Raw genomic sequence first — 19,841 nt, 5'->3', positions numbered from 1 at the left:
GGGGCGTCCTGTCATGATGTCGGGCCGTTCGGAGCGGGCGGATTGCGGCGTGTCAATCGCCGGTCACGCTACCGGGCTTAGGTTGACCATGCCGGGTCTGCGCGGGCAAGCATGGCCGCACGGCCCGCTGATAGTGGAGAGGAAACATGTTCAAGCGAATTCTCGTACCCGTCGACCTGTCGGACCCGGATCATTTCCGCGATGCACTCGACACGGCTGCAAACTTTTCGCGCCAGTTCGCAAGCAAGGTGCGGCTGGTCTCGGTCCTGCCCGTGCTGCCGAGCGTCGTGGCCGACTACGTGCCGCTGGATACCCACAACAAGATGCTGGACGAAACCTCGGTGAAGCTGAACCAGCTCGCCTCCACGCTCTCACTCGGTGAAGGCAGTTGCGAGGTGAGCGTTCGTGAAGGATCCGTCTACCACGAGATCATCGAGGAGGCGGAAGCCTGCAATGCCGACCTCATCATCATGGGGTCGCACCGGCCTGCCATGGCGACCTATCTGCTGGGCTCGAACGCAGCGCGCATCGTGCGCCACGCACCCTGCTCGGTGATGGTGCTGCGCGGCGAAGACTGAATCCGCGCAATTAGCGGCGGCGACGGCGGCGCTTGCCGGCCCAGATCACCTCATTCTCCGGCTGGACGCTTTCGTAGATTTCCAGGTCGCAGGGGCTTGCCCAGTCGATCTTGCGGCGCAGGGGCGCCGGATACTGGAGCCTGCGAAAGTAAGGGCTCTGGCGCAGCCGCAGCGTGCCCGAAGGCTCCACGAAGATCACGAAGAGCTGGTGGCCGGCCTCGGCGTGGCGATTGAAGCGCGCGATCAGGTCCAGCATGGCGCGCTCGGTGAAGCTTGCGAACATGAACAGGACCAGATCGGTCTGCGGAAATTTCCAGCGCGCGAAATCGGCCTTGATGAACTCGACATCGCGGCAGGCCATGATGGAGCGTGGCCAGTGGCGCAGGTTCAGCATGGCGTCTTCGTAGCGATCGGTATCGCGCTCAACGCCGATGATCTTCTCGAACGGGCGGCGTGATGCTTCCAGGGCGACCCGACCGCGTCCGGCCCCGAGGTCCACGAAGGTGTAGTGACGTGGGTCGTCGGGCAAGGCATCCAGGGCCCAGTTGATGAGCCGTCGCGGCGTGGGCCGGTCGCCGGGGTCGTAGGACCGGTCGGGCGAGCGCTCGGCGGTCGTGACGCGCTCTGGATTGTCGCCGCGCTTGTCGAAGATCTTGTCGTGCAGGACGCCTACGAAACGGCGCCAGGGACCAGCCTTGCGGGCCGGGCGTCCACCACCAGCGAACACGCCGGCGGGCTGCTTGAAGGTGCGCGGCGTCGGGCTTGCGCGCTCCGGGCCGGCTTCGGCGGCTTCGTTGGCAACGGCGTCGCCGGCGGCTGTCTGTCTGGTGGTCGCGGCGCGCTTGCGCGGCGGTGCCTTGGCGGGCTTCCCGTCGCCATCCGCCTTGGCCCTGGTGCGGGCGGCAGGCTTGCGAGCCTTTGCCCCGGCTTCACCCGTTGCTGCGGGCGTTTCGCCAGTACCGGATTTCGCCTTGCGGGGCGCGCGCTTGCCGCCGGACGACTTCGCCCGTTGCTCGGCTAGCTGGCGCAGCCGCTCGCGGTCCTCCAGTATGAGATCGTCCTCGCTCGGCGTCGCAGGGGGCTTTGCCTGCGCCGGATTGGCAGCCTTTCGCGGCTTTGGTGCCGTTGGCTTCTTGCGCTTGCTGACACGCGCCGGCTTCTTCTGATCGGCCTCGTCAGCCATCACACAACTCCCGTACCGAAACGCTTCGCCTGCGGGCAACGTGCCCGTTCGGTCCGTTTCCGGCCTTTTCCAGAAGGAAACTGCTCATACAACCTGAGCGGCCAACAAGCAAAATTCTCATCTCACATATTATAATATGTAGATATTAGGATTATACATTCTGTTATTGACTTTTACCCGGGCTGGCAACAGATTGCCGCCAAATCCGGGAGTCCCTCATGTCTGAACTTGAACCACATCTTCTCGTGTCCTTGCTGGCCGCCGGGATCGGCGTTATCTTCGGCATTGCGATGGAGCAGTCGCGGTTCTGCCTGCTCAGCGGTGTCCGCGACCAAGTGCTGACGCGCCGCTCTCCCAAGCTCGGCATGTACATGGCGGCGCTTGCGGTGACGGTGATTGCCGCGCAGCTGCTCGCCATCACGGGCTATGTCGATCTCGACGAATCCATCTACCGCGCCGACACGCTGTCGCTCGGCGGCCTGATCGGCGGCGGTCTCATCTTCGGCATCGGTGCGGTGCTGACGCGCGGCTGCGTCAGCCGCCTGACGGTGCTGTCTGCCACCGGCAACCTGCGCGCCGTCGTGGTGCTGATGGTCGTCGGAATCTCGGCCTATGCGACGCTGCGCGGGCTGCTCTACTACCCGCGCGACCTGTTGCAGTCGTCCACCTCGTTCACGACCCCGATTGCCACGCTGGATGCAGCTTTCGCGTCTCTCGGCATTGGTGACACGCTCGCCCGGCTCGTCCCCGCGCTGCTGATCGCTGCTGCGGCGCTCGCCTTTGCGGTGCGCGCGATACGCAATCCGCTGCTGTGGGTTGCTGCCATCGTGATCGGCCTGACGATTGCCGCGGGCTGGGTTGCGACCGGCTATGTCGGCGCGGACGATTTCGATCCGCAACCGGTGGAAAGCCTGACCTTCACCGCCCCCGTCGCCGACACGATCCTCTACGCGATGACCTATACCGGCGCGACCATCAAGTTCGGCATCGCGCTGCTGCTCGGCACGCTCGTCGGCTCGTTCTTGTCGGCGCTCGTGGGCGGGCGTTTGAAGCTGCAGGGCTTCGAAGCCCCGCGCCAGCTGGCCCGCTACATGACGGGCGGCGCGCTGATGGGCTTTGGCGGCGTCACCGCGCTCGGCTGCTCCATCGGGCAGGGGCTGACCGGTGTCTCGACGCTGTCCATCGGATCGCTGATCGCGCTTGCCTCCATCGCCGGCGGCATGGCGCTGGGCATCCGTCTTCTCGATGCGCGCGGCGGCGTCAACGAGATGGGCGGCGAAGCAGCACCCTTCAGCATCTGACGCCACAAGCGGCTAACGAACTTCAACCGGCGACCAGGCCGGTCCTCTCCCGAGGCTAAATGCCCGTCCCGCACCAGCGGGGCGGGTTTTTTTCTAGCGCTTCAGTTCGGCCATGGCGTTGTCGAGGCCTTCCAGCGTCAGCGGGTACATGCGGTTGCCGAAAAGCTGGCGGATCATCTGGATCGACTGGGTGTACCCCCAGTGCTCTTCCGGCACCGGGTTGAGCCAGACCGAGTGCGCGTAGATGTCCAGCACGCGCTGCAGCCAGACCTGGCCTGCCTCCTCGTTCATGTGCTCCACCGAGCCGCCGGGAATGGCGATCTCGTAGGGGCTCATGGAGGCGTCTCCGACGAAGATGACCTTGTAGTCGGAGCCGTAGGTGTGGAGCACGTCCCATGTCGGGATCTTCTCGCCCCAGCGGCGGCGGTTCTCCTTCCACACGCCCTCGTAGAGGCAGTTGTGAAAGTAGAAATATTCGAGCGTCTTGAACTCGGCGCGGGCTGCGGAAAACAGTTGCTCGGTTTCCTCGATGTGCCAGTCCATGGACCCGCCGACATCGAAGAACACCAGCACCTTCACCGCGTTGCGGCGTTCGGGGCGCATGTTTATGTCGAGATAGCCCTTGCGCGCGGTCTGGCGGATGGTGCTGTCGAGGTCGAGTTCCTCGGCTGCGCCCGTGCGGGCAAAGTGGCGCAGGCGGCGCAGCGCCATCTTGATGTTGCGGGTGCCAAGCTCGCGCGTGTCGTCGAGGTCCTTGAACTCGCGCTTGTCCCAGACCTTCACCGCGCGAAAGTTGCGGTTGCCATCCTGGCCGATGCGGATGCCTTCAGGATTGTAGCCATAGGCGCCAAATGGAGAGGTGCCCCCCGTTCCGATCCATTTCGAACCGCCCTGGTGGCGGCCCTTCTGCTCCTCGAGGCGCTTCTTCAGCGTCTCCATGAGTTCGTCCCAGCCGCCCATGGCCTCGATCTTGGCGCGCTCTTCCTCGCTGAGGTGCAACTCGGCCATCTTGCGCAGCCATTCTTCCGGGATGTCGGCCTCGATGGCCTCGGCGGTCGATTCCAGTCCCCTGAAGACGGTGCCGAAGACCCGGTCGAACTTGTCGAGATTGCGCTCGTCCTTCACCAGCGTCGCGCGCGACAGGTAGTAGAACTCGTCAATGGACTTGTCGGCGAGGTCGGCCTCGAGCGCCTCCAGCAGCGTGAGGTACTCGCGCAGCGTGACCGGAAGGCCGGCATCCTTGAGCTGGGTGAAGAAGGCGGTGAACATGCCGGCTTTCCTACTCCTTCTTCGTCACCGCGCCAAACTTCGTCAGTTCGCTCATGATGTCGGAGAGCGCGGGCGGCTTGCCGGCGAGATAGGGCAGGGGCCGCACAACGCTGAGCGCCGCCAGCCCGATGCGTGCGGTCAGCAACCCGTTGACGACGCCTTCGCCAAGGCGGGCCGACAGCTTCGCAGCCAGCCCGTGGCCGACCAACTGCTGGACGATGGAATCGGTCATGGCGACGCCGCCGGTCAGCGCAAGGTGGCCGACCACCATGCGCGCAAGCTTCACGGTGCCGAGGCCGCTCGGCCGCCCGCCATACAGCGTGGCGAGGCGGCGTATGAGGCGCACGGCCTCCCACAGCACGTAGACAATATCGATGGCGGCACGCGGCGAGATTGCGGTGACGGCGGCGACCCGTTTTGACGCGCCGGTGACCAGCGCGCGGGCTTCCGCATCCTTCAGCGCCAGCAGGTGGCGCTCGGCAAGCTTCAGGCGGTCGCGCCCGTCGATGATCTCGTCTTCGTGCTCGGCAAGCGCTGAACGCCCCTTCGCGGTGGTGGCGTCGGCGGCATAGAGCAGTTGCAGGCGGGCGACGATCTTCTTCGCCTCGCTCATGTCGTCGGCGATGGCGGCGGCGTCGGCACGGTCGCGTATTTCGGCGATGCGCGACAGGCGCAGGATGCCGAAGACCTCCTTCAGTACGAAGGACACCAGCGCCAGGGCCATCAGGGCCAGAAGCCCCGCGCCGATCCAGCCGAGCCACGGCGCGCGGGCGAATAGGTCTTCCACCACCTGCGTCGCCCACAGCCCGAAGCTGATGGAAACGAAGGTCGAGATCGCCGCGCCGAAAATCTTGCCCCAGGGAAAGCCGGATTTGACCGGTGGCGGGGCGGGAACGATGGCCGTGCCGGTCTCGTCGGGCGACAGCATCTCGTCGAGCTCGGTATCGGCGGTGATCGTCGCCTTGGGCTTGGCGTAGGCCTTCGCACCCGTTGCGGGCTTCTTGCTTGCCTTGTGCGGCGCGTCGCCGTCGACGAGCACGTCCGGATCATCAAGGCGGAATGCGGTTGGCTTGCGGGTCATCTCGTCATCCTCACGCGAGCCTGTCGGAAAGCAGGAATTCCAGCACCCGGTCGAGCCGGATATGCGGCAGCACGTCGTTCGGGCCGTTCAGCAGTGGCGGGCGGAAGCGCAGGAAGCGGAACGCTTCCCACTCGGCTTCGCTGACGCCTTCCGGTGCCGACAGGGCGTGTGTCGGGTCGGCCATCACCTTGCGCGGGTCGTTCGGCAGGTCGCCGGGGAACAGCGCGATCTCGGTCTTGCCGTCATAGGTCTCGCCGGCAACCGTCTGGCCCTCCTGCGGCACGCCGACGATGCAATCGAGCGCATCGCCGCCGCGATTGACGGTTGCCTCCCGCGTGGCACGGACGGAAGCAAGCGCGACAACGTCGGTCGCGGCACCGGCGAAGTCGGCGCGCGAGATGGCGCGGCCCGCGATGTGGGCGAGCAGGGCTTCCAGCCGGTCGTGGTTGGTGTGGTGCAAGTGGTCGGCCTTGGTCGCGGCGAAGACGATCTTGTCGACGCGGCGGGCAAGGATGCGGCTCAGCCACGAGTTCCGGCCCGGCCGAAATGCGGACAGGATGTCGGCGAGTGCGGTTTCCAGATCGCTGACCGCAGAGGGGCCTGCGTTCAGCGCCTGCAGCAGGTCGACCAGCACGATCTGGCGGTCGAGTCGGGCGAAGTGGTCGCGGAAGAACGGGCGCACGAGTGTCGAGAGATATGCCTCGTAGCGCCGCTCCATCATGGCGTGGAGCGAGCCGCGCACGGCGCGCGCATCGGGCGCGATATCGAGCGGTGCGAAGGTCAGCGCGGGCGAGCCTTCGAGGTCGCCCGGCATCAGGAAGCGGCCGGGCGGCAGCGCCGACAGTGCGTAGCGTTCTTCGCGCGCGGCGCGCAGGTAGCTGGTGAAAGCGGCAGCGGCCTCGCGGGCCTGTGTTTCGTTCTCGTCAGCCGCCGGATCGAGCGTCTTCAGCAGTGCGTGGAAGGGGGCTGCGATCTTCGAGCGGCCCTTGGTGCGGCTCTGTGCGACGGCCTTCGCCGACCACTGGGCGTAGGTCAGTTCCAGCAGCGAGAGATCGAGCAGCCATTCGCCGGGATAGTCGACAATATCGAGGTTCAGCGTGCCGCGCCCGAGATTGCGCCCGAAGAAGGTCTCGGACTCGAAGTTGAGTGCGATGCGCAGTTCGGAGATGTGGCGGGTGGAGTCCGGCCAGTGACGGGTCTCCACGTCGCCGCCGCCGGTCAGCGCGGCGAGATGCGTCTCGTAGTCGAAGCGCGGCACGGCATCGTCCGGCTGCGGGCGCAAGGCAGCCGATGCGATGCGCCCCGACGAGAACGCCGAGAACAGCGGTAATCGTCCACCCTTCGTGAGGTTGTGTACCAAGCTGGTGATGAACACCGTCTTGCCCGCGCGCGACAGCCCGGTGACGCCAAGGCGCACGGTGGGGTCGACGATATCGGAGGCATAATCGGCCAGCGAGAGGGCCGTCAGGCGGGCTTCTTCCGCGATGTCGCTCAGCAGTGGCAAAGATTACGCCTCGGGCAGTTCGCGCGGCACGATGAAGGTTTCGAGTTTCATCCGGCCTGGGCCGAAATCGTCCCACGACCCGTCGAAGACCGCGACCGCTGCGGTGGGGTACTTGGTGTGGATGCGGTCCAGACCTTCCTGGTCGGAACCGGGGCCCGCGAGGATGGCAGCGAGATCCTCCATCGCCGGGTTGTGGCCGATGATGGTGAGCGTTTCGGGCGCATCGCCGCGAACCGCGTCGCTGACCAGTTCGATCAGATCCTCGGCTTCCGCCTCGTAGACCGCTTTTGTCATGTCGATGCGCATATCGTCCTTCCACCCCTGCAAAGCAAGTGCGAGCGTCTGGCGGGTGCGCAGGGCGGTCGAACAGATGACGTGGTCGGGCATGATGTCGAGCGCCTCCAGTGCAGCCATGACGCGGGGGATGGTGCGCTCGCCGCGCGGCGAGAGCGGCCGGTCGAAATCGGCGAGGCCGGGCTTGTCCCAGTCCGACTTGGCGTGACGCATCAGGACCAGCTTGGGCATCGGTTTCCTCATGGCTGTTCAATTGAAAACGCGCTTCGCGGCGGTTGGTGTCTGGTCTATCACAGGCTTCATGTCCGCAAGAACACATCCCGATCCGGCCTTTCGCGCAGCCGACAGCTTCTATGCCGCAACCGCCCATCCGTGGGCCGGTGCGCCTGCGCTTGCAGGCGATACGACTTGCGAGGTCGCGGTCATCGGCGGCGGCTTCGCGGGCCTGTGGTGCGCGCGGCGGCTGGCGGCGCAGGGCAAGCAGGTTCTGCTACTGGAAGGCGGCGAGATTGGCCGCGCCGCGTCGGGCCGCAACGGCGGGTTCGTCTCGGTCGGGTTTGCGGCGGGGCTGGACGAGATCGAGCGCAAGCTCGGGCGGGACGATGCCCGCGCGCTGTTCCGCCTCTCGGATGCCGGGCGGCAGACCGTGCGCGATTTCTGCCGCGAGACGCCTGACCTTGGCATCGCGCCGGTGGACGGTCGGCTCAAGGTCCTGCGCCACGCTGATGACGGGGCGCTGAAGGCGCGCGTCGAGACGCTCAACGCCGAGCTTGGTCAGGACATGGTCTACTGGCCGCGCGACAAGGTGCGCGACCACCTGAAGACCGACACCTACCACGAGGCGATGGAGGACCGGCAGGGCTTCCACGTCCATCCGCTGAACCTTGCCCGCGCGCTGGCGGCCGACTGTGTGGCCAGGGGCGTCACCGTGCACGAGCACAGCCCGGTGACGGCGCTCGACCGCGACGACACCGGCTGGAAGATCACCACGCCGGGTGGAACCGTGCGCGCATCCCAGGTTGTGCTGGCGGGCAATGTCGCGGCAGGCGGCGAGGGGGCTTCCGTATGGCCTGCGCTGTCACGCGCCATCGTTCCCGTCGCGACCTATGTCGTGACCACCGAGCGCATGGGCGCCAAACTGCACGATGCCATTCGCTGGAGCGGGTCCGTCTCCGACACGCGGCGTGCCGGCGACTACTACCGGATCGTCGATGGCGACCGGTTGCTGTGGGGTGGGCGCATCACCACGCGGGTCAGCGAACCCACTGATCTGGCAGAGACCATGCGCGCCGATATTGAGCGCATCTACCCGCAACTGGCGCCGGTGAAGATCGCCCATGTGTGGACAGGGCTGATGGGCTATTGCCGCCACAAGATGCCGATCCTCGGCGAACTCGCGCCGGGACTGTGGGCCTGCACGGCTTTCGGCGGGCACGGGTTGAACACCACCGCAACAGGCGGCGAAGCGGTGGCTGACGCTATTGTCGGAACGGACGACCGGGTGAAGCTGTTCGCGCCCTATCGCGCGCTGTGGGGCGGCGGGCCTGTAGGGCGGATTGCCACGCAGCTTGAGTACTGGCGGCTTCAAGCTCTGGATTGGCTTGAAGAGCGGCGCGCCGCATGAGCGGCTGCAAATCCGATTCAAGTGACGCTGAAAACGTGAATCATCTGAATCGCTTGTGCCTCGTTGCTCAATGGTTCGAGGGCTGATTCAGGTCGTTCAAGTTGAGAGTCTGATTCAGTCACCTGAAGTGCTTCAGATTCTGATTCTAGGCGATCGGAGTTGTCTTCCTACGGACCATGCGCGCTATTGCCCCCGCCGCGCCATGAAGGCGAGACGCTCGAACAGGTGCACGTCCTGCTCGTTCTTGAGCAGCGCGCCGTGCAGTGGCGGGATGACCTTGCGCGGGTCGCGCTCGCGCAGGACCTGCGGATCGACGTCCTCGGCGACCAGCAATTTGATCCAGTCGAGCAGTTCCGAGGTGGACGGTTTCTTCTTCAGGCCCGGCACGTCGCGCACCTCGAAGAACAGGCTCAGCGCCTCGTTCAGCAGGCGGCCCTTGAGGCCGGGGAAATGCACGTCGACGATGGCGCGCATCGTCTCCTCGTCGGGGAACGAGATGTAGTGGAAGAAGCAGCGGCGCAGAAACGCGTCCGGCAGTTCCTTTTCGTTGTTGGAGGTGATGATGACGATGGGGCGCGTCTCCGCGCGCACCGTCTCGCCCGTCTCGTAGACGTGGAATTCCATCCGGTCGAGTTCCTGCAACAGGTCGTTGGGGAACTCGATGTCGGCCTTGTCGATCTCGTCGATCAGCAGCACCGGGCGCGTGGGCGCGGTGAACGCGTCCCACAGCTTGCCGCGCTTGATGTAGTTGGAAATGTCGTGGACGCGCTCGTCGCCAAGCTGGCTGTCACGCAGGCGGCTGACGGCGTCGTACTCGTACAGGCCCTGCTGCGCCTTGGTGGTGGACTTCACGTGCCACTCGATCAGCGACAGGCCCATGCCTTCCGCGACCTCCTTGGCGAGCACCGTTTTGCCCGTCCCCGGCTCGCCCTTCACCAGTAGCGGGCGTTCCAGCGTCACCGCGGCATTGACCGCGACCGTCAGGTCCTGGGTGGCGACGTAGTTCTTGGTGCCTTCAAAGCGCATCGTGGAGTCCTGTCCGGGAAATGGTGCGGTGCGCAACCTAGGCACCTCGCGCGGGGCAGGCAAGCGCCCCCGGCCCGGCAAAAGCTGCCGCGCACCGGCGCGTTTCTGCCGTGTGCCACACCCTCTTCAACCCCCGCTGCAAGCCCAAGCCATTGAAAATACGAGTGTTTGTGGATTGGCACGCCGCTTGAAAGGTCACTTCCGGGAAATTCGCGTGTCCGCACAAGGCTCCAAGCCGCGGCGCGCCATTGCAAACCGGAGGACGAAGTAATGGGTATCTATGGGGCGATGGGCATCGCCGTGGGCGGCCTCAAGGCGCAGTCCTATGCGCTTGAGCAGATCTCGAGCAACATCGCGAACTCGCAGACCACCGGCTACAAGCGCGTGGACACGAGCTTCGTCGATCTCGTCACCGACAGCCCCTACTGGCAGCAGGCGGGCGGCTCCGTGCAGGTCTACTCGCGCGGCACCAACACGGTTCAGGGCGATATCTCCAACGCGGCGGTTGGCACCTACATGGCGCTCAACGGCGACGGGTTCTTTGTCGTCGATCAGCAGCAGGGCGAATCCGACGGCAACCCGATCTTCAGCGGCGTTGATGCCTATACCCGCCGCGGCGACTTCGAGATCGATGCCAACGGCTACCTGGTCAACGGTTCGGGCTACTTCCTGAAAGGCTTCCCGGTCGATGCAACGACCGGCAACATTTCAGGCTCGCTGCCCGAGGCCATGATCCTCAGCAACGACTTCCTGGATGCCAATTCGACCACCGAGATCAAGTACCGCGCGAACCTCGCGGACTACCCGCTGACGGCCAGCGCGGACCCGGACGTTCCAAACAGCGAACTGCTGAACGCGGGTGGTTTCACCACCAATCCCACGACGCAGCCGACGCCGGCGACCGTCAACGGCAGCGGTCTTGCCAACGACACCAACGCAACGGTCACCGGGACCGTCGCCATTTCCGCCGACACTGCCGCCAATGTCACCGGCGCAACGGGCCTGACCGGCACCAACGCAGCCAGCACTCTAGTCAGCGATGGCGAGACCCTGACCGTGTCGATCGGCGGCACCAACTTCACGTTCGAGTTCGATGTGAGCGGTACCAACGTGCCGAGCGGCTCCAACATCGAAGTCGATGCCAGCGGCGATATCGATACCTTGCTGGCCAACATCCAGACGGCCATCCAGGCCCAGACGAGCGGAGATGAAACCGCTGCCCTGGCCGGCGGCACGGTCACGGTGGATCTGGGCTCGAACAACACCGATTCAATCACCTTGGGCGGAACCGCAGCCGGCCTTGGCCTGGCCGGCACGACCGAGCCGACCAATGGCGACGTCGCCGCGCTCGATGGCCAGACCCTTGTGATTGGCTCTGACACGATCACGTTCGGAACCGGCGTGGGCGAGGTGTCGAACCGCGCCGAACTGGAAACGGCCCTGGCCGGCCTGACGACGGCGAATGTCAGCGCATCAATCAATGGTTCGGGCTTTCTGACCGTCAGCGGGGCAGCGCTGGCGACCGATTTCGCGGTTGGCGGCTCGGTTGACGCGGCGACCGCCTTCGGCGTCGCCGAGCAGAATTACTCAGCCACCAACACGGCATTGGCCGGGTCGAACGCTGCATTGACGCTACAGGTCGGCAGCGGCGCGGTGACGAACATCGACCTGACCGGCATCAACTCGGTCGAGCAGCTGGCCACGCTCCTCAATGGCATTGACGACATCACCTACGACATCACTGACGGCCGGGTGGAGATCGTGGCCGACAACGGCACCGATACCGTGACGCTTGGCGGCGATGCCGGCGCCCTGGCTGCTCTGGGACTAACGGCGGGCACGACCAATCCGACGCCGTCGACCAGTCAGTATGTCCAGGCGAACGAAACGTCGGGCTTTCTTGAATCGTCCATTTCCGGCGGTGCCATCACGGTCTATGACGAGGGCGGTGGCCCGGCGAACGTCCAGCTTCGCTGGGCGAAAGTGGCCTCGACCCAGAACGGCGACGCCAACGACAACTGGAACCTGTTCTACCTGTCGGATTCCACGGCCACGGGCACGCAACCGATGTGGACCAACGTCGGTGAAGACTTCACGTTCAACGCCAGCGGGCAACTCATCAGCCCGGCGACCACCTCCATCACCCTCTCCAACCTGGTCGTCGATGGCTCGACGGTCGGTGACGTGACGCTGTCCTACGGCAATGGCGGCCTGACGCAGTTCGCCGATGCCAACGGCAATGCGGAAGTGACCGAGTTGCGGCAGGACGGCTACTCGGCGGGCGAACTCGTGGGTGTCTCGATCTCGGAAACGGGCCGCGTCGTTGCCAGCTACGACAACGGACGGACCATCGATCTGTACCAGGTGGCCATTGCCAACTTCAATGCGACCAACCGGCTCGCGAAGGTTGACGGCGGTGCCTTTGTCGAGACGCAGGATTCTGGTCCGCCCATCATCGGGACCGAGGCGAGCATCATCGGTTCGGCGCTGGAGAACTCCAACACCGACATCGCCGACGAGTTCACCAAGCTCATCACCACCCAGCAGGCCTATGCCGCCGGCACGCGCATCGTCACCACCTCCGACGAGATGCTGCAGGAAGTGCTGAACATGGTCCGCTAAGTCGGACAACCGTGACCGGCGGCCTGCGGGCCGCCGGCCCAGCGTTTTGAAGCAAAAGGGCAATTCGTCATGAGTCTCGGCGGCGCACTGGATGCGGCACTTTCCGGGCTTCGCGCCACCAGCGCGAACCTCGAGCTCGTTTCGCACAACATTTCCAATGCCAACACGCCCGGCTACACCCGGAAGATCATCGGGCAGGTAGAGCAGGCGCCCGGCGGCAACGTCGCCGGCGTTCGCCTCGGTGACACCACCCGCGTGCTGGACGAACTCGTCAATCGCCAGCTTCAGCTCGAAACCTCGGGGCTGGGCTACGCGGAAACGCTCAGCAACTACTACACGCAGCTCGACGCGGCCTTCGGACAGCCGGGCGGGGCGACCTCGCTCGACACGCTGATGAACAATTTCCACGCGGCGATGGAGGAACTGGCGACCAGCCCGGAATCCGACGTTGCCCGCGAAGGCACGCTCTACAGCGCACAGGTGCTGGCGACGACTCTGAACGGTCTGACCGCCGACATCCAGACCATGCGCACACAAACCGAGCAGGCGCTCAACAACGCCGTGGAGCGCGTCAACGAGATCCTGCAAGACCTGTCGGACCTCAATTCCGAGATCACCACCACGACGCAGGCTGGCCGCGCGCCGGCCTCGCTTCTCGACCGGCGTGACAGTCTCATCTCGGAATTGTCGCATTACGTCGACGTGCGCGTGCAGGAGCGCGAGCGTGGCGAAGTCGGCATCTACACCAGTTCCGGCACGCTGCTGCTGGATGGTTCCGCCTCGACGCTGAGCTTCGATTCGCGCGGAACGATGAACGCAGCATCGACCTACAGCACCGACCCCGCGGACCGCACGGTCGGCACCATCAAGCTCGATGCGGGCAGCAACTATTCCATCGACCTGATCGCGGACTCCGCGTTCCGCTCAGGTGAGATCAAGGCGCTGATCGACCTGCGCGACAACATCCTGCCGCAGGCGCAGGCGCAGCTCGATGCCGTGGCAGACGTCATGGCGCGCTCGCTGTCGTCGAAGCAGGTTGACTCCACCGCCGCCACGTCCGGCGCGCAGACGGGGCTGTCGATCGATCTGGCCGGGCTTCAGGACGGCGACAGCCTATCGCTGACCTACACGGACGGATCGGGCGAGCACACCGTGACCATCGTCCGTGTGGACGAGGCGGGCGCACCGGCAATCGGCAACGACGACACCGCCAAGGCGAACGACACGGTCATCGCGATCAGCTTTGCCGGCGGTTTCGCGGCCGCGGCCGCCGATATCGACGCGGCGCTCGGCGGCAGCCTCACGGCGTCCGCAAGCGGCAGCACGCTGACGATCCTCGACGATGGCGCGACCAACACGACGGACGTGACCGGGCTTACGGCGACCGTCACCGAAACATCGCTCAGCGGCGGCACGTCCGCGCTGCCGTTCTTCGTCGATGGCGGCGAGCCTCCGGCCGGCTACACGGCGCGCCACGGCACGGTGTCCCAGATTACCGGCTTTGCCGGGCGCATCCAGGTCAACCAGGCGCTGTTTGCCGACCCCTCGAAGCTGGTCGAGTACACGAGCGGCATCCCGTCGGGCGACAATACCCGCCCGCAGGCGATCCTCGACCGGCTGGTGCTGAACGACCAGGACTTCAGCGGGGCCTCCGGCGTCGTTGGCGAAATCGGTTTTTCCGGCACGCTGCCGGACTTCATCAATCGCATCATTTCCTTCCAGGGCCGCGAAGCGGAATCAGCCCAGCGCGCCTACAACTCGCAGGAAGTCGCCTACCAGCAGCTCAGCGAGCGGCAGGCTTCGATTTCCGGCGTCGACCTGGACCAGGAGATGGCATTCCTCATCAGCCTGCAGACCGCCTACCAGGCGAATGCGCGCGTCATTTCCACGTTCCGGGAGATGACCGACCTGCTGCTGCGGATCTGATCCACGGAGATTGAAGGACCATGAACAGCGTACCCCCTCTCCTGAAAACCATCGGCTGGACCCGGGGCATCACCGAGTCCCGCTCACAGATGCTCGACCTGCAGCGCCAGCTTGGCACCGGGCGCGTCTCCGAAACCCACGGCGGGCTCGGCTCCGGCCGCTCGCTGGCGCTCTCCATGCAGGCGCAGATCTCGCGGCTGGACACCTACAACGCCAACATCGAGACGATGAGCCTGCGCCTGGACGTGATGGCGCTGAGCCTCGACCAGTTCACGGAGCTGACGTCGATTGCGAAGACCGACATCCGCAACGGCCAGTACGTCTTCTCGGACAAGTCGATCACCTTACCGCAGGATCTTGCCAAGGACCGGCTGGACGAGGGCCTGTCGCTGCTGAATGCGCAGGTGAACGGGCGCTACCTGTTCTCCGGCAACACCGTCGAGACCAAGCCGGTCGAGAGCACCGACACGATCCTCTACGGCGACGGCGTTCGCGACGGGCTCGACACGCTGATCGCGCAGCGCAAGCTGGCCGATGCCGGCAGCGACGGCCGCGGCCGCGTGACGCTCGCCAATGGCGGCACCAGCCTGACCATCGCCGAGGACGGCGACCACCCGTTCGGCTTCAAACTGGCCGGCGTCTCGTCCTCATCGGCCAACGTGACCCTGACGCAGCCGAACGGCACCGCGCCGCAGACGGCGACGATTTCGCTCACCGGCCAGCCGGCCGTTGGCGAGCAGGTCGGCTTTGCCTTCGACCTGCCGGACGGCAGCCGCCACCAGATCAAGCTGACGGCGAGCGTCGATGGCTCGGAGCCTGGAACGTTTGCCATTGGCGCCGACGAGACCGCGACCATCGCCAATATCGAGGCCGCACTCGGCCCGGCACTTGAAGTGGCTGCGGGGACGGCGCTCTCGGCAGCCTCCTCGATCACCGCGTCACGCAACTTCTTCTCGGCAGATCTCGACAACCCGCCGCAGCGCATCGACGGGCCGCCCTATGAGACGGCCACCGGCACCGTTGCCGGCACGGCGGAGGACACGGTCGTCTGGTACAAGGGCGACAGTTCCTCGACCAATCCGCGCGACACGGCGGTTGCCCGCATCGACGAGAACATCGTGGTCGGCTACGGCGCGCGCGCCAATGAGGAGCCGTTCGCTTGGGCCCTTGCCCACATGGCCGCCTTCGCTATCGAGAGCTTCGACAAGAATGCGCCGAACGACGAGGCGCGGTTTGAAGAACTGCGCAACCGGGCAGGCGAGGGGCTTTCCTACACAGCCGACGTTCGCACGATGGAATCGCTGCGCGCGGAATATGTCGGCCTGCAGTCGTCTTTCGGGGCGGCGGCGGAACGCCACAACATCACGCGGCAGATCGCGGAAGAGCAGCTCGGCAACGTCACGGCGGTCGATGACGAGGAAGTCGCGGTGAAGCTGCTGGCGCTGCAGACGCAGCTCCAGATCAGCTACGAGGCGACGGCGATGATCTCGCGCCTCAACCTGGCGCAGTTCCTCTAAGGGTTCAGCGCGCCAGCGCCCTGACACGTTTCAGCGTGTCACCCACCTGACAACGAGGCCGGCACGGCGAGGCCGGGGCGATCAGCCCCGGCAGCGCTTCGTGCGGTTTCGTCGTGCCCGGCGCTTGCCTGAAAAGACAACAGCCCCGGCCGATGTCTCGGCCAGGGCTGTCTTGGCATTCCTGGTGGTGACGCGGCGCGAACGCCCGCGATCCTCGCTAAAGGGATGTCTCAACGCGGCTCTCCATGGCTAGTTGGCTCAACTCCTTTACAAAGTCGATCCGCACATGGCCGCGACCGGGGCTGTCTACTGCCCGCGCAGGCCTGCTGCGAGTTCGCGATTGATCAGAATGAGGGAGGCAAGCTTCTCCGGTGCCGGGTCGCCCTCGAGGTCCAGCGTGTGCCTGAGGATGAAGACACCGAGATTGCCGATGTTCTGCTTGATGGCGTGCGGCAGCGGGTTTTCGGCAGCGGTGGCCGAGGTGGAAAAGATCGTCCACAGGCGGCGATTGTAGGTCAACGCGCCACGAAGGTCCGTCCGGGTTTCCGGCCAGCCGTCCTTGACCGCCTGGAGGCGGGTCGCGGACTTCATCAGAAGGTCAGCTTCCAGCTTACGCGGGCTGACGGTGATCTTGGCGGTCTGCGAGTACGCCTGTGCTGCCTGATGCATTGTTCATTAGCTCGCTTTCGTAGGCGATGAGCGCCTTGGTTTCCTTCAACGCCTTGTAGAAGGCGCCCGACAGGACCTGCTCGCTGATCGGTTCGACGAATTTCACCGTGCTCGGAGCCGCCGTGACGATGTCACGGGTCAGCTCGAGATAGGTTTCGTGCATCGCGCCGATATCGTTCTCCAGATACATGAGCTGGACCGCGAGATAGATGCGTTTTGCCGGAGTATCCGCTGTCTCGGGCGTGAGAATGTCCTTCTCGCGCAGGATCGCGGCTTCGCCTTCGATGTACAGGCGGGTGCGATGCTCGCCGTTGGTCACCACGGCATTGCCGATGATGATGCGTTCGCACGGCTTGAGCTCGACCTTGAGGGCCATATGACACCTGCCATTTCGTTCAGTTCTTGAAGGCCCGGCCAGTGTGGACCCTGGCTGGTTAACGATGAGTTAAGAATTGGCCTGCGCGAGCGGTTCGTGATCGGGCGCGAGATACAAAAAAGGCGGGGCCCGAAGGCCCCGCCCGAACTTGGTTTGTGTCGGTTCTATTAGAACAGACGCAGGACCTGCTGGTCGGCCTGCGAAGCCAGGGACAGCGACGTGGACGACAGCTGCTGGCGGGTCTGCAGGGCCAGGAGGTTGGCCGCTTCTTCGTTGGAGTCGGCGAGCGTCAGGTTGGCTGCACCGGTTTCCAGCGTGTTGATGGTCTCCTTGGTGAAGTTCTGGCGGGTCTCAACCACGGAGAGGTTGGAACCGAACTTCGAAGCCTGGGCACGCAGCGAGTCGATCGCATCACCCAGGGAGTCCAGGGTGGTGTTGATCGCGGCGTTGGAGTCAAAGCCGCCCGAGGCAACAGCGGAGAGGCTGAGGCCAGCGGAGTCGAACGTGACACCGGTGATGTCCAGGTTAGAGGAGCCGTCTTCGTTGAACAGCACCGACAGGTCGTCGCCGGAGAGCAGGTTCACGCCGTTGAAGCCCGCATCCTTCGCGAGGTCATCGATCTGGGTGAGCAGATCGTTGTAGGTCTCGACGAATTCGTCGCGCTTCGGGTTGGTGACGGTCGTGGTCGTGGCTGCCGTACCGGCGGTCGACGCGAACGTGCCGACGGAGCCGCCGGAGACGTTCGAGGTGACCGTGCCGATCGCAACCGCCGAGGACGTGCCGGTCGTGGCCGAGGTGAGGGTGAGTTCACCACCGGTCGTGACGCTGGCGGTCGTTGCCGTGCCGCTCAGCTGATCGTTGATCAGGTCAGCGACGTTCTGTGCGCTCAGCGCAGAGGCATCGAGCGAAGTGCCGTTATTGGTGTTGTAGGTGCTCACCGTGGCGGCATCGATCGTGATGTTCTGAGCAGAGCCGCTGTCGAGCGTGACGGAGAAGGTCACGGAATCGGCAGCAACGGCGTCAGCACCGGAGTCGGTGCCGTTGGCCAGGCCGGAAGCGCCCGAGCTGACAGACTCGGAGATATTGGCGATCGTCACATCCGAAGACGAACCGGTCGTCGTCGAGGTGATGTCGATGCCACCGGACGTGCCGTTGACGCTGGCGACGGAAGCACCGGCCTGATCGTTGATCAGGGTTGCGACATCCGCAGCCGACAGGTTCGAGGCGTCGAGAGACGCACCGTTGTTCGTGTTGTAGGTGCTGACAGTTGCCGCATCGATCGTGATGGTGGTGGGCGAACCGGCACCATCAATGGTCAGATCGAACGACAGGGAGTCGGCATCAACGCCGTTGGTGGCGTCGACGTTGGCAAGGCCGGTGGAACCGGCGTTCGCGGTGTCGGCGAAGTTGGTGATCACGACATCCGAAGACGAACCGGTCGTCGTGGACGTCAGCGTGAGTTCACCACCGGTGACCGAAGCAACGCTCGAGCCGAACTGCTCGTTGATGATGTCGGCGACATCCTGAGCCGACAGTGCGGCGTTGTTGAGCGAGGTGCCATTGTTGGTGTTGTAGGTGCTGACCGCACCCGCATCGATCGTGATCGAGGTCGGGGAGCCCGAACCATCGGTTTCGAGATCGAAGGACACCGAACCGGAGCTCACGTCAAGCGAGCTGAAACCAGTGCCGGTCGTCGTGGCAGCAGTCGCAGTCTGCGAAACGTCGAGAGCCGTGAACGCACCACCAGCCAGCGTACCGGCATCAGCCGAGGACGCCGCGCCGGAAACGTCAAGAGCAGAGAAGCCCGTGGACGTTGCCGTGCCAGCAGCAGCCGCAGCCGTGGTCTCGACGGTCGCGGAGGTCTGCAGGGCCTGGCGAGCGGTCGCCTGGGCGGACTCGACAAGCTTGGTGATCGCGGTCAGACCGTTGTCGGCCGCTTCGATCGTCTGGTTGGCGTTCGAGATGGAGTCGAGAAGCCGGCCAAGGTCGTTTGCACGGCTGTTAAGCGAGGAGGCCGTGAAGAAGTTGGTCGGATTGTCGAGAGCGGAGTTCACCTTCAGGCCGGTGGCCAGACGCTCCTGCGTCTTGGCGAGGAGGCTCGAGGTGTTCTGCAGGGAGAGCAGGTTCGAGCGAACTGCTTTCGAGAGAGTGACGTCAGCCATGTTTGTTACCTTTCCTAGGTCACATGATTGGGTTGTCGATACCCCTGTTCTGGGGCTCGCCAGACAATCCCATGCAATGTCCTAACCAGAAGTTAATCCGGGGGGTTGAAAAGGCCGTGAAATGCAAATTGTTTCAGAGCGTTAGCGTAGTCTGAACAAGGTCGTGGAATCTCGCCGCCAAGGGGGAAAATTATGCCCGGCAAAGCTTGCCGGAAACACGAAAAGGGCCAGCTTGCGCCGGCCCGGTCTGGAGGCTCAGTGAGGAAAGGAAATCAGGCGACTTCGTCGACAGGGCGCAGGGCCGGGCGGTCGGCCGCCACGGCATCGCGGCGGGCATCCTGGGAGGCGCGCTCGGCGTAGACGCGCATGTTCATCAGGGTCTCTGCCGGGATCTGCCAGCGCACCAAGCCGGTGTTCTGGTCGACGATCTTGAGGAGCACGTCGCGGGTCTCGGGATCGATCTCGATCTGCCGGCTGACCTTGTCGCCGGGGTCCTCGTTGATCTTGCGGTTCTTCTGATCTTCGCGGAACTGGGGAGTGGGGCCGCCGCGCTGGCGGGTGCCGGTGCCGGCTTCAGCGGGGCGCTCGGCAGACGTGACAGTCTGTTCGCGGGCCAGCGCGCTGGTATCTGTTTCCGTTGTGTTTCGCGGCGCCTGCTGGAAAGTCACGGCAGGCGCAGGGCGAAACGGACCTGCTCCATCCATTGTCT

Annotated in this window: 16 protein-coding genes; 6 read left to right on the top strand and 10 right to left on the bottom strand. The window is 64.9% G+C overall.

From position 1 onward, the window contains the following. Positions 1-146: 146 nt before the first annotated feature. The gene (locus ACKTEK_RS09795; RefSeq protein WP_409165105.1) at positions 147-578 is read left to right on the top strand and encodes a universal stress protein; all 432 of its coding nucleotides are present in this window, start codon (positions 147-149) and stop codon (positions 576-578) included. Between the two features lie 10 nt (positions 579-588). On the opposite strand, the gene ACKTEK_RS09790 is transcribed toward ACKTEK_RS09795, so the two are convergent. After that, positions 589-1,761: a hypothetical protein gene (locus ACKTEK_RS09790; protein WP_409165104.1), complete on the bottom strand. Its 1,173-nt coding sequence runs from the start codon at positions 1,759-1,761 to the stop codon at positions 589-591. A gap of 218 nt (positions 1,762-1,979) precedes the next feature. Between ACKTEK_RS09790 and ACKTEK_RS09785 the strand changes: the two genes are divergently transcribed. Continuing rightward, on the top strand, positions 1,980-3,062 hold the full coding sequence (locus ACKTEK_RS09785; protein ID WP_409165103.1) for a YeeE/YedE family protein: 1,083 nt from the start codon (positions 1,980-1,982) through the stop codon (positions 3,060-3,062). 93 nt (positions 3,063-3,155) lie between these two features. Here the strand turns inward: ACKTEK_RS09785 and ACKTEK_RS09780 are convergent, their stop codons facing one another. From ACKTEK_RS09780 to ACKTEK_RS09765, 4 genes are read right to left on the bottom strand one after another with little or no spacing between them, the layout of a single operon-like run. Then, positions 3,156-4,331 carry a vWA domain-containing protein gene (locus ACKTEK_RS09780; RefSeq protein WP_409165102.1) on the bottom strand — a complete coding sequence of 392 codons (1,176 nt, stop codon included), beginning with the start codon at positions 4,329-4,331 and terminating at the stop codon, positions 3,156-3,158. A 10-nt stretch (positions 4,332-4,341) separates the two neighbouring features. Further along, positions 4,342-5,412: a YcjF family protein gene (locus ACKTEK_RS09775; protein ID WP_409165101.1), complete on the bottom strand. Its 1,071-nt coding sequence runs from the start codon at positions 5,410-5,412 to the stop codon at positions 4,342-4,344. A 10-nt stretch (positions 5,413-5,422) separates the two neighbouring features. Continuing rightward, positions 5,423-6,916: a YcjX family protein gene (locus tag ACKTEK_RS09770; RefSeq protein ID WP_409165100.1), complete on the bottom strand. Its 1,494-nt coding sequence runs from the start codon at positions 6,914-6,916 to the stop codon at positions 5,423-5,425. A 3-nt stretch (positions 6,917-6,919) separates the two neighbouring features. Then, positions 6,920-7,441, bottom strand: a complete 522-nt coding sequence (locus tag ACKTEK_RS09765; RefSeq protein ID WP_409165099.1) for a SixA phosphatase family protein — start codon at positions 7,439-7,441, stop codon at positions 6,920-6,922. Between the two features lie 70 nt (positions 7,442-7,511). Between ACKTEK_RS09765 and ACKTEK_RS09760 the strand changes: the two genes are divergently transcribed. Further along, positions 7,512-8,834 carry an NAD(P)/FAD-dependent oxidoreductase gene (locus tag ACKTEK_RS09760; RefSeq protein WP_409165098.1) on the top strand — a complete coding sequence of 441 codons (1,323 nt, stop codon included), beginning with the start codon at positions 7,512-7,514 and terminating at the stop codon, positions 8,832-8,834. Between the two features lie 183 nt (positions 8,835-9,017). On the opposite strand, the gene ACKTEK_RS09755 is transcribed toward ACKTEK_RS09760, so the two are convergent. Beyond that, a complete protein-coding gene (locus ACKTEK_RS09755) occupies positions 9,018-9,860 on the bottom strand; it encodes an AAA family ATPase (RefSeq protein WP_409166144.1) in 843 nt (280 codons plus the stop codon). Positions 9,861-10,130: 270 nt separating this feature from the next. Here ACKTEK_RS09755 and ACKTEK_RS09750 point away from each other — a divergent pair, with 270 nt between their 5' ends. From ACKTEK_RS09750 to ACKTEK_RS09740, 3 genes are all read left to right on the top strand, one after another. Next, the gene (locus ACKTEK_RS09750; RefSeq protein WP_409165097.1) at positions 10,131-12,482 is read left to right on the top strand and encodes a flagellar hook-basal body complex protein; all 2,352 of its coding nucleotides are present in this window, start codon (positions 10,131-10,133) and stop codon (positions 12,480-12,482) included. Between the two features lie 69 nt (positions 12,483-12,551). Beyond that, the gene (gene flgK, locus ACKTEK_RS09745) at positions 12,552-14,408 is read left to right on the top strand and encodes a flagellar hook-associated protein FlgK (RefSeq protein ID WP_409165096.1); all 1,857 of its coding nucleotides are present in this window, start codon (positions 12,552-12,554) and stop codon (positions 14,406-14,408) included. Positions 14,409-14,428: 20 nt separating this feature from the next. Further along, positions 14,429-15,925: a hypothetical protein gene (locus ACKTEK_RS09740; RefSeq protein WP_409165095.1), complete on the top strand. Its 1,497-nt coding sequence runs from the start codon at positions 14,429-14,431 to the stop codon at positions 15,923-15,925. A 306-nt stretch (positions 15,926-16,231) separates the two neighbouring features. Here ACKTEK_RS09740 and flaF read toward each other — a convergent pair whose 3' ends face one another. The 4 genes from flaF to ACKTEK_RS09720 all read right to left on the bottom strand — a co-directional run bounded on the left by flaF (position 16,232) and on the right by ACKTEK_RS09720 (position 19,836). Beyond that, complete coding sequence (gene flaF / locus ACKTEK_RS09735; protein WP_409165094.1) at positions 16,232-16,594, bottom strand: flagellar biosynthesis regulator FlaF; 363 nt, start codon at positions 16,592-16,594, stop codon at positions 16,232-16,234. Continuing rightward, a complete protein-coding gene (gene flbT / locus ACKTEK_RS09730; RefSeq protein WP_409165093.1) occupies positions 16,536-16,970 on the bottom strand; it encodes a flagellar biosynthesis repressor FlbT in 435 nt (144 codons plus the stop codon). The genes flaF and flbT overlap by 59 nt, the downstream gene beginning before the upstream one ends. Before the next feature lie 167 nt (positions 16,971-17,137). Next, positions 17,138-19,132, bottom strand: a complete 1,995-nt coding sequence (locus ACKTEK_RS09725; RefSeq protein ID WP_409165092.1) for a flagellin — start codon at positions 19,130-19,132, stop codon at positions 17,138-17,140. A gap of 272 nt (positions 19,133-19,404) precedes the next feature. Then, positions 19,405-19,836 (bottom strand): hypothetical protein, encoded by a 432-nt coding sequence (locus tag ACKTEK_RS09720; RefSeq protein ID WP_409165091.1) that lies wholly within the window; start codon positions 19,834-19,836, stop codon positions 19,405-19,407. Positions 19,837-19,841: the final 5 nt, after the last annotated feature.

The organism is Tepidamorphus sp. 3E244, from assembly GCF_046159835.1.
In the GTDB taxonomy this organism is placed as follows: Bacteria; Pseudomonadota; Alphaproteobacteria; order Rhizobiales; family Tepidamorphaceae; genus JACKJK01.
The sequence above is the reverse complement of the archived record's forward strand: the minus strand, read 5'-3'. Positions and strand labels throughout refer to the sequence as shown.

What these genes read in the sequence shown, in the direction of transcription:
- ACKTEK_RS09795 (WP_409165105.1), top strand. Translation starts at nt 147, where the DNA reads ATGTTCAAGCGAATTCTCGTACCCGTCGACCTGTCGGACCCGGATCAT.
- ACKTEK_RS09790 (WP_409165104.1), bottom strand. Translation starts at nt 1,761, where the DNA reads ATGGCTGACGAGGCCGATCAGAAGAAGCCGGCGCGTGTCAGCAAGCGC.
- ACKTEK_RS09785 (WP_409165103.1), top strand. Translation starts at nt 1,980, where the DNA reads ATGTCTGAACTTGAACCACATCTTCTCGTGTCCTTGCTGGCCGCCGGG.
- ACKTEK_RS09780 (WP_409165102.1), bottom strand. Translation starts at nt 4,331, where the DNA reads ATGTTCACCGCCTTCTTCACCCAGCTCAAGGATGCCGGCCTTCCGGTC.
- ACKTEK_RS09775 (WP_409165101.1), bottom strand. Translation starts at nt 5,412, where the DNA reads ATGACCCGCAAGCCAACCGCATTCCGCCTTGATGATCCGGACGTGCTC.
- ACKTEK_RS09765 (WP_409165099.1), bottom strand. Translation starts at nt 7,441, where the DNA reads ATGCCCAAGCTGGTCCTGATGCGTCACGCCAAGTCGGACTGGGACAAG.
- ACKTEK_RS09760 (WP_409165098.1), top strand. Translation starts at nt 7,512, where the DNA reads ATGTCCGCAAGAACACATCCCGATCCGGCCTTTCGCGCAGCCGACAGC.
- ACKTEK_RS09755 (WP_409166144.1), bottom strand. Translation starts at nt 9,860, where the DNA reads ATGCGCTTTGAAGGCACCAAGAACTACGTCGCCACCCAGGACCTGACG.
- ACKTEK_RS09750 (WP_409165097.1), top strand. Translation starts at nt 10,131, where the DNA reads ATGGGTATCTATGGGGCGATGGGCATCGCCGTGGGCGGCCTCAAGGCG.
- flgK (WP_409165096.1), top strand. Translation starts at nt 12,552, where the DNA reads ATGAGTCTCGGCGGCGCACTGGATGCGGCACTTTCCGGGCTTCGCGCC.
- ACKTEK_RS09740 (WP_409165095.1), top strand. Translation starts at nt 14,429, where the DNA reads ATGAACAGCGTACCCCCTCTCCTGAAAACCATCGGCTGGACCCGGGGC.
- flaF (WP_409165094.1), bottom strand. Translation starts at nt 16,594, where the DNA reads ATGCATCAGGCAGCACAGGCGTACTCGCAGACCGCCAAGATCACCGTC.
- flbT (WP_409165093.1), bottom strand. Translation starts at nt 16,970, where the DNA reads ATGGCCCTCAAGGTCGAGCTCAAGCCGTGCGAACGCATCATCATCGGC.
- ACKTEK_RS09725 (WP_409165092.1), bottom strand. Translation starts at nt 19,132, where the DNA reads ATGGCTGACGTCACTCTCTCGAAAGCAGTTCGCTCGAACCTGCTCTCC.
- ACKTEK_RS09720 (WP_409165091.1), bottom strand. Translation starts at nt 19,836, where the DNA reads ATGGATGGAGCAGGTCCGTTTCGCCCTGCGCCTGCCGTGACTTTCCAG.